We start from the raw sequence: 5,227 nt of genomic DNA, 5'->3' as shown, positions 1-5,227 counted from the left end.
GCCGATCAGGCCGGAGCCCGACAGGCGCGGGTCGAGAAGGCCGAGCACCCGGCGGCGGGTGAGGGAGAGCGCGAACTCGGCCAGCGCGTCGAGCTTGCCCGCCGCGAAGCAGCCGCCGACCACGGCGCCGATCGAGCAGCCGGCGACGACCGCCGGATGGATGCCGGCCTCGTCAAGGGCGCGGATCACGCCGATATGCGCCCAGCCCCGGGCCGCACCGCCGCCGAGCGCCAGCCCGATCCGCGGTTCCCAGGGCGCCGCGTCACGGGTCGGCTCGACGGTTCCGGGGGCGATCGCGGCGGGTGCGGCGTGCCGCAGCAGGGCGTGCGCGCCGCTCATGCGCCGGCGGGATGCAGAACCGCGCGGCCGTCGGGATCGAGGGTGACGCCGCGGTAGAAGCACGCCCGGCGCCCGGTGTGGCAGCAGCCGCCGTCGCCGCCGACCGCGACGGTGATCAGCAGCGCGTCCTGGTCGCAATCGGTGCGCATCTCGACGACGCGCTGGATCTGCCCCGAGGTCGCGCCCTTGTGCCAGAGCTCGCGGCGCGAGCGCGACCAGTACCAGGCCTCGCCGGTCTCCAGCGTGCGCTGCAGGGATTCGGCGTTCATGTGCGCCAGCATCAGCACGCGGCCGTCCTGCGCGTCGACGGCGATGCAGGCCACGAGCCCGTCGCGGTCGAAGCGCGGGGTGAAGGCCGTGCCTTCCTCGACCTCGGCACGGCTACCGGGCGGATCGAACGGGACCATGGACGACCATCTCCGCGCGGAGCGCCTGAACCTTACGCCTTCCCGCCGCGGACCAGCGTCAGGAACCGCACCTGCTCGCTGGCATCCTCGCGGAAGGCGCCGCGGAACTGGGTGGTGATGGTCGAGACGCCGGCCTTCTGCACGCCGCGCATCGCCATGCAGAGATGCTCGGCCTCGACCAGGACGGCGACGCCGCGGGGCTTGAGGATGCTCTCGATCACGTCGGCGATCTGCGCTGTCATCGTCTCCTGCGTCTGCAGGCGGCGGGCGAAGGTGTCGACGACGCGGGCGAGCTTCGACAGGCCGACGACGCCCTTGGTCGGATAGTAGGCGATGTGCGCCAGCCCCATGAACGGCACCATGTGGTGCTCGCAATGGGAGTAGAACGGGATGTCGCGCACCAGCACGATGCCGGAATAGCCCTCGACCTCCTCGAACACCCGCTCGAGCAGGGCGTCGGCGTCGACGTCGTAGCCGCCGAAGAGCTGGCCGTAGGCCTTGACCACGCGGGCCGGGGTGTCGAGCAGCCCCTCGCGGTTCGGGTCGTCGCCGGCCCAGCGCAGGAGCGTGCGCACGGCGGCCTCGGCCTCCTCGCGGCTCGGGCGCGCCAGCGCGATGCCCTCTGGCACGCGCGTCGCGGATGCGGGCTTTCTGGCAATGTCCTTCGTCGCGTCCTCCGCAACCTCCAGCGCGGCCGTCTCGGCACGGCGCTCGGCGAGGCTCGCCACCACGCGATCGTTGTCGTTGCGCATGACGCTCAAGCTCGGCTCGGCCTCGGGAACGGGCCGGCTGGCGCCGTAGGACAGGGATTTGAGCGCGGCATCCATGGCATCTCCAGCCCGCGCCACACGGGCCTTCATCGTGGTACTGTCCGGCTTGGCATACATGCGGTCGAACCGTCTCGGAGCCCGGAAGGCTCCGGGCCGGCGCCCCGGTTGTTACGGTGTCCGTGGCCGTGGGCGCGACCCTGGTCGACGAGCCGCCTCCTCGCGAAACGGCGTCACGCGGCCTATATCGTCGTTCTTGCACGATCGCGCAATGCACGGCGCGCGGGGCAGGCCCGGACCGTCCGGGGACGAAGCGCGGCGATCGCACGGATCGACCGCGCGACGATCGAAACCGAGGACAAGGATCGGCAGGCGCCCATGCTCGACGACATCTACAACCGGCGCATCCTCGAACTCGCCGCCGACATCCCGCGGCTCGGCCGGCTTCCCGCGCCGGACGCCAGCGCGACGGTGCATTCAAGGCTCTGCGGCTCGACGGTGACCGTCGATCTCGTGCTCGGCCCCGACGGGACGGTGGCCGATTTCGCCCACGACGTGAAGGCCTGCGCGCTCGGCCAGGCCTCGTCCTCGCTGATGGGGCGGCACGTGGTCGGCTCCAGCCCCGGCGAGCTCCGGGCGGTGCGCGAGACCATGCGCGCGATGCTGAAGGCGAACGGCCCGGCTCCGGAAGGCCGTTGGGCCGACCTCTCCGTGCTGGAGCCGGTGCGCGAGTTCAAGGCGCGCCACGCCTCGACTCTGCTGACCTTCGACGCGGTGGTGGACGCCCTCGACCGGATCGAGGCCGGCAAGCAAGCCGCCGCCTGACGCGATGCTGCGGCGGGCCGCCCATGTCGCGATCCGCGGCTACCAGCTCACACTGTCGGGCCTCGTCGGCCGTCAGTGCCGGCACTGGCCGAGCTGCTCGGACTACGCCGACGCGGCGATCGCCCGGCACGGGCTCTGGCCCGGCGCCTGGATGGGGTTTTCGCGGATCTGCCGCTGCGGCCCCTTCGGCACCCACGGCATCGACCTCGTGCCCGACGCGTTGCCGCCGCGGGCGCGCTGGTTCCTGCCCTGGCGCTACGCGCGCTGGCGCGGGGTGAACGCGCCGGAAAACCCGTTTTCCTGCGATGCGGTCGAGGCCTCGGACGGACTGGCCCGGGTGGCGGCACCAGACCGCGGCTGAAGCGCCGCGGGCCGCGCCCGGCGAACCTGCGGCGATGCCGGCCTTGCCAGCTGGTCACGAACCGCCGCACACTCCGAGCCCAGAACGACGCCAGCGTCGCCCCCCGGCCGCAAGGCCCGACAATCGAGACGGAAACCCCATCGGCATGAGTCAGGGCTCGTCCGCCACCTCCCTCGACGACGGCATCGTCGCCACCGCCGAAAGCTGCCTCGCTTCCGTGGGCCAAGCGCGGGAGGCGATCCACGGGGTGATCTTCGGGCAGGAGAAGGTCGTCGACCTCGCCCTTGTCACGATCCTGGCCGGCGGCCACGGCCTCCTCGTCGGGCTGCCGGGCCTGGCCAAGACCAAGCTCGTCGAGACGCTGGGCACGGTGCTCGGCCTCGACGCCCGCCGGGTGCAGTTCACGCCCGACCTGATGCCGTCCGACATCCTCGGCACCGAGATCCTGGACGAGGATGCCGACCGGCGCCGGTCGTTCCGCTTCGTCAAGGGCCCGGTCTTCACCCAGCTCCTGATGGCCGACGAGATCAACCGGGCGAGCCCGCGCACGCAGTCGGCGCTGCTGCAGGCGATGCAGGAGAACTTCGTCTCGGTGGCCGGCGAGCGCCACGACCTGCCGCGGCCGTTCCACGTGCTGGCCACCCAGAACCCGATCGAGCAGGAGGGCACCTATCCGCTGCCCGAGGCGCAGCTCGACCGGTTCCTTCTGGAGATCGACGTCGGCTATCCCGACCGCGCCGCCGAGCGCCGCATCCTGATCGAGACGACTGGCATCGCCGACCAGGGCGCCAAGGCGGTGATGTCGACCGACGCGCTGCTGACCGCGCAGCGCCTCGTGCGCCGCCTGCCGGTGGGCGAGGCGGTGGTCGACGCGATCCTCGACCTCGTCCGCTCGGCCCGCCCCGACAGCGGCGATCCGCTGGTGAAGGGCAAGCTGATGTGGGGGCCGGGCCCCCGCGCCAGCCAGGCCCTGACCCTGGCGGCGCGTGCCCGCGCGCTGATCGAGGGCCGCGTCGCCCCCTCGATCGCCGACGTGAAGGCTTTGGCCGAGCCGGTCCTGAAGCACCGCATGGCGCTGAGCTACGCCGCGCGCGCCGACGGCGATACCGTCGAGGGGCTGATCGCCAAGCTCGCCGAGAAGCTCTAGCGCGTGGCGGCCGCCCGCGCCCTCGAAGCGATCCCGCGCGTCCCGGGCCGGCGGGAGAACGAGGGCGCGGTGGCGCTCTCCGACCGCATGCCGCGGCTCGTGCTGGAAGCCCGCCGCGTCTCGTCGATGCTGGCGCACGGGCTGCACGGCCGTCGCCGCGCCGGGCCCGGCGAGAGCTTCTGGCAGTTCCGGCCCTTCGTGAACGGCGAGGCGGCGGCGCGGATCGACTGGCGCCGCTCGGCCCGCGACGACCGGCTCTACGTGCGCGAGCGCGAGTGGGAGGCCGCCCACAACATCTGGATCTGGATCGACCGCTCCGCCTCGATGGGCTTCGCGTCCGATCTCGCGCAGGCCGCGAAGGTCGAGCGCGCACTCGTCCTCGGGCTGGCGCTCGCCGACGCCTTCGTCGACGGCGGCGAGCGGGTCGGGCTGCTGGGCCTCACCCGCGCGACCGCATCGCGGAAGATCGTGGAGGCGATGGCGCAGGCGCTCGTCGCGGACGTGCCCGGCCTGACCCAGGACCTTCCGCCCCACGCGGCCCCCGCCCGCTTCGACGAGGTGATCCTGATCAGCGACTTCCTCACCCCCCTCGACCGCGTCGCCGCGGCCGTCCAGGAAATCGCCGGCCGCGGCAGCCGCGGCCACCTCGTCGTCGTCGCCGACCCGATCGAGGAGACGTTTCCGTTCGCGGGACAGGCGGTGCTGCACGACCTCGAATCCGGGTTCTCGCTCGACGTCGGCGACGCCGCCGCCTGGGGCGACGCCTATCGCGGGCGCATCCGGGCGCACAGGGCCGGCCTGTCCGAGATCGCCCGCGGCATCGGCTGGACGCTGACCCTGCACCGCACCGACCGCCCCGCGAGCGAGGCGGCGCTTCGCCTCGCGACCCTGGTCGCCGCCGCCCGCGGCACGGGCTAGGAGGGCGTCGTGCTCGGATTGACCTTCGCCGCCCCCTTCGCGCTCGCCGCGCTGATCGGCCTGCCCGCCCTGTGGCTGCTGCTGCGGGTGACGCCGCCGCGCCCCCGCCGGATCGATTTCCCGCCGCTCAAGCTCGTCGCCGACTTGGCTGCGCAGCGCCAGACGCCGGCGCGGACGCCGCCCTGGCTGCTGATCCTGCGCGTGCTCGCCGCCGCCGCCCTGATCCTCGCCGTCTCCGGCCCGGTCTGGAACCCGAGCGGCGTCGGCGCCGGCGGCGGACGCAAGGCGCTGCTGGTGATGGTCGACAACGGCGTCTCCGCCGCCCACGACTGGCGCGACCGGATGCGGGTCGCGACCGATGCCGTCGAGGGCGCCGCCCGTGACGGCCGCCCCGTCGCCGTGGTCGGGCTGGCGGACGCAGCCGCCGCGATCGAGGCGCGGACGCCCGCGGCCAGCCTGGAAC

General features: G+C 73.4%; 8 protein-coding genes. 5 read left to right on the top strand and 3 right to left on the bottom strand.

The window, feature by feature from the left end; genetic code table 11:
• The 3 genes from FV223_RS19385 to folE form a co-directional block, all read right to left on the bottom strand.
• Nucleotides 1-339: patatin-like phospholipase family protein (locus FV223_RS19385; RefSeq protein ID WP_187276184.1), on the bottom strand; the 339-nt coding region annotated here is incomplete at its 3' end.
• Complete coding sequence (gene hisI, locus FV223_RS19380) at nucleotides 336-746, bottom strand: phosphoribosyl-AMP cyclohydrolase (protein WP_147728538.1); 411 nt, start codon at nucleotides 744-746, stop codon at nucleotides 336-338. The genes hisI and FV223_RS19385, both read right to left, overlap by 4 nt.
• A gap of 32 nt (nucleotides 747-778) precedes the next feature.
• The gene (folE, locus tag FV223_RS19375) at nucleotides 779-1,633 is read right to left on the bottom strand and encodes a GTP cyclohydrolase I FolE (RefSeq protein ID WP_147728537.1); all 855 of its coding nucleotides are present in this window, start codon (nucleotides 1,631-1,633) and stop codon (nucleotides 779-781) included.
• Between the two features lie 258 nt (nucleotides 1,634-1,891).
• On the opposite strand from folE, the gene FV223_RS19370 reads away from it, so the two are divergent.
• The 5 genes from FV223_RS19370 to FV223_RS19350 all read left to right on the top strand — a co-directional run.
• On the top strand, nucleotides 1,892-2,338 hold the full coding sequence (locus FV223_RS19370; RefSeq protein WP_147728536.1) for an iron-sulfur cluster assembly scaffold protein: 447 nt from the start codon (nucleotides 1,892-1,894) through the stop codon (nucleotides 2,336-2,338).
• A gap of 4 nt (nucleotides 2,339-2,342) precedes the next feature.
• Nucleotides 2,343-2,699 (top strand): membrane protein insertion efficiency factor YidD, encoded by a 357-nt coding sequence (gene yidD / locus FV223_RS19365; protein ID WP_147728535.1) that lies wholly within the window; start codon nucleotides 2,343-2,345, stop codon nucleotides 2,697-2,699.
• A 145-nt stretch (nucleotides 2,700-2,844) separates the two neighbouring features.
• Nucleotides 2,845-3,846 (top strand): MoxR family ATPase, encoded by a 1,002-nt coding sequence (locus tag FV223_RS19360; RefSeq protein ID WP_147728534.1) that lies wholly within the window; start codon nucleotides 2,845-2,847, stop codon nucleotides 3,844-3,846.
• 3 nt (nucleotides 3,847-3,849) lie between these two features.
• Nucleotides 3,850-4,764 carry a DUF58 domain-containing protein gene (locus FV223_RS19355; protein ID WP_147728533.1) on the top strand — a complete coding sequence of 305 codons (915 nt, stop codon included), beginning with the start codon at nucleotides 3,850-3,852 and terminating at the stop codon, nucleotides 4,762-4,764.
• Between the two features lie 9 nt (nucleotides 4,765-4,773).
• Nucleotides 4,774-5,227, top strand: a 454-nt coding sequence (locus tag FV223_RS19350; RefSeq protein WP_187276183.1) for a BatA domain-containing protein, incomplete at its 3' end; no start/stop codon positions are given.

Origin of the sequence: Methylobacterium sp. WL116, assembly GCF_008039455.1 — a bacterium.
In the GTDB taxonomy this organism is placed as follows: Bacteria; Pseudomonadota; Alphaproteobacteria; order Rhizobiales; family Beijerinckiaceae; genus Methylobacterium.
Note: the sequence above shows the minus strand (reverse complement) of the source record. Positions and strands in the feature narration are given on the sequence as shown.

What these genes read in the sequence shown, in the direction of transcription:
- FV223_RS19360 (WP_147728534.1), top strand. Translation starts at nt 2,845, where the DNA reads ATGAGTCAGGGCTCGTCCGCCACCTCCCTCGACGACGGCATCGTCGCC.
- FV223_RS19370 (WP_147728536.1), top strand. Translation starts at nt 1,892, where the DNA reads ATGCTCGACGACATCTACAACCGGCGCATCCTCGAACTCGCCGCCGAC.
- yidD (WP_147728535.1), top strand. Translation starts at nt 2,343, where the DNA reads ATGCTGCGGCGGGCCGCCCATGTCGCGATCCGCGGCTACCAGCTCACA.
- hisI (WP_147728538.1), bottom strand. Translation starts at nt 746, where the DNA reads ATGGTCCCGTTCGATCCGCCCGGTAGCCGTGCCGAGGTCGAGGAAGGC.
- folE (WP_147728537.1), bottom strand. Translation starts at nt 1,633, where the DNA reads ATGTATGCCAAGCCGGACAGTACCACGATGAAGGCCCGTGTGGCGCGG.